This is a genomic window from Frankia sp. CcWB2, assembly GCF_977927585.1.
In genome coordinates, this window is the sequence record NZ_CDWRCM010000217.1 from 2132 (window position 1) to 4240 (window position 2109).

Sequence of the window (2109 nt, forward strand, 5' to 3'; positions counted from 1 at the left end):
GGTCCCGAGGCCGGGATCGTGCCGTCGGCGGACTTCTAGGCCTCGGGGCCCGTGGGCTCTGGCGCGCCCACGGGCCCCGAGTCGTTGCGCAGCGGGAGCGCGTCAGTAGCTCTTCTTCGCCGGCCGCAGGTGTAGCTCGGTGATCTCCGCGGTGGGTGGGAGTCGGATCAGGTAATCGACGAGATCGGCCACGTCGGCCGCTTGGACGAGTAGCTCGGGCGCGTACTCACGGCCTTCCCGGGCGTAGATCGCCTCCTGCCGCGGGGTCGCCGTACGGCCGAGATGGATGGTAGTCACCCGGATGCCGTCGGCGTTGATCTCCTGGCGCAGGCTGTCGGCGAACCCCCGCATGGCGTGCTGGGTGGCGGCGAACACGCTGGTGCCCGCGCCGGCCCGGATGCCCTGGGTGGAGTTGACGATGACGATGTCGGCGCCGCGGTCGGCCCCGGCGACCCGCAGCGCCGGCAGCAGTCGCTGGGTGAGCGCGTACGGTGCCCGGACGTTCGCGAGGTACTGGGCGTCGAGATCGGCCAACGACACGGCGTCCACCCGGGCGCTTCCGTAGGCGCCGGCGCTGTGCACCAGATGATCGACGCGGCCGTAGCGGCCCGTGACCTCGGCGGTGAACGCGACGACGGCCGCGTCGTCGGTCAGGTCGAGGCACACCGGCGTCAGGGTGCCTGGCCCGGTTGCCTCCTTGCCGAGGGCGTCGAGCCGGGTCTGGTCGCGCCCAAGCGCGAGGACGGTGGCTCCGTCCGAGGCCAGCAGCAGCGCGGTGGCCCGGCCGATGCCGCTCGATGCACCGGTCACCACAGCGACCTGTCCGGCGAGCGGAACCTCGTCCGCCGCCGGGCCGTCCGCGCCTGCGCCCGCGCCCGATCCGTTCGGGGCCGCCATCAGACGTTCTGGTGGGAGAACACCAGTACCGCGTCCTCCCGCGGCGGCGCGGTGTCGTAGGTCAGGCAGATGTCCTCGGGGATCCGGCTCAGGTCGGTGCCACGCAGGTAGTCCCGCATGGTCGTGCCGGTGCACTCCGCGTCGACGTTTGGCGCTCCGACGTGGTTGACCACGTCGTCGAAGTGGACGGTGCGGAAGTCCATGCTGAACCGGGTGCGGCCGGAGTTGTTCGGCACCGAGGAGTGCAGCTGGGCCGCCGAGAAGATCATTATTCCGCCGGAGGGGGCGACCACCCGGGTCTGCGGAAAGATTTCCACCTCCTCCTCGGGCTTGGGCTGCTTGCGAGTGTCGGACTTGATGTGCTTCGCGGCGTCGGCCCGGTTCTTCGCGTTCCACTCGTAGTAGTCGTAGTCGCGGGAACCGTTCTTCACGCCCTGGGAGAAGTAGCGCGGGTGGAAGGCCATGGCGTTCTCCGGCACGATGTCGAAGATCGGCATCCACCAGTTGAGCTGGCAGAACGGTGCCGAGTACCAGGTGTCGCGGTGTGGGTGGAAGGCGTAGGCGATGCCCGAGGTGAGGTAGTCGTCCGACGTCGAGGTCCGCAGCCGGGGCACGTCGAAGTAGGTCTTCGACAGGTCGCAGCCGTGCTCGGCGAGAATCGCCGGCAGCAGCTCCTTGCAGGTGGGGTGGTGGATGAACCGTGGCTTCAGCTCGGCGAGCAGGGCCGCGTAGTCCTCGACCGGCATGTGGTACTGCGCCGTCTCGGGGTCGAGATCGCCGAAGGCCTCGCGGATCAGGGCGCGGCTGAACTCGACGAACTCCCGCGTCGCGGGCCTGGGCGCGTAGACGAACAGCTCGCCGGCGTAGAGCCTCGCCCGCCGCTCGTCATCGGACAGCGTGGACTCGACCAGTACCGAACTCATCAGGTTCCCCCTCGGAACGAACATGGGTGAGAAGCAGCCGGGCCATGGCGAGTTCGTCCGGCGTGGTGACATGGATGTTCGCCGGCTCGCCGGGGATGACCACGACTAGGCCGCCGGCCGCGGCGACCATCGCCGAGTCCTCGACGGCCTCGCGGGCCCCCGCGTGCACGGAGCGCAGCAGGTCCGCCCGGAAGGCGTGCGGGGTCTGCACGAGCCGGTGCGTCTCCCGCGGCAGCGAGGCCCCAGTGACCAACCGGGGGGTGTCGTCGGGGAGGCCGTCGATCACCGT

The 2109-nt window shown here is 70.2% G+C and carries 3 protein-coding genes; all 3 read right to left on the reverse strand.

Features of this window, described 5'->3' with window-relative positions:
- Positions 1-102: 102 nt before the first annotated feature.
- A complete protein-coding gene (locus ACY45C_RS18545) occupies positions 103-897 on the reverse strand; it encodes an SDR family oxidoreductase (protein WP_462188840.1) in 795 nt (264 codons plus the stop codon).
- On the reverse strand, positions 897-1820 hold the full coding sequence (locus ACY45C_RS18550; RefSeq protein ID WP_462188841.1) for a phytanoyl-CoA dioxygenase family protein: 924 nt from the start codon (positions 1818-1820) through the stop codon (positions 897-899). Before ACY45C_RS18550 ends, ACY45C_RS18545 begins: the two co-directional genes overlap by 1 nt.
- Positions 1783-2109 (reverse strand): 2-C-methyl-D-erythritol 4-phosphate cytidylyltransferase (locus ACY45C_RS18555; RefSeq protein ID WP_462188842.1); only part of this gene is annotated, 327 nt, incomplete at its 5' end. The genes ACY45C_RS18550 and ACY45C_RS18555, both read right to left, overlap by 38 nt.

Coding starts and splice junctions, on each gene's coding strand:
- ACY45C_RS18545 (WP_462188840.1), bottom strand. CDS start 897: ATGGCGGCCCCGAACGGATCGGGCGCGGGCGCAGGCGCGGACGGCCCG.
- ACY45C_RS18550 (WP_462188841.1), bottom strand. CDS start 1,820: ATGAGTTCGGTACTGGTCGAGTCCACGCTGTCCGATGACGAGCGGCGG.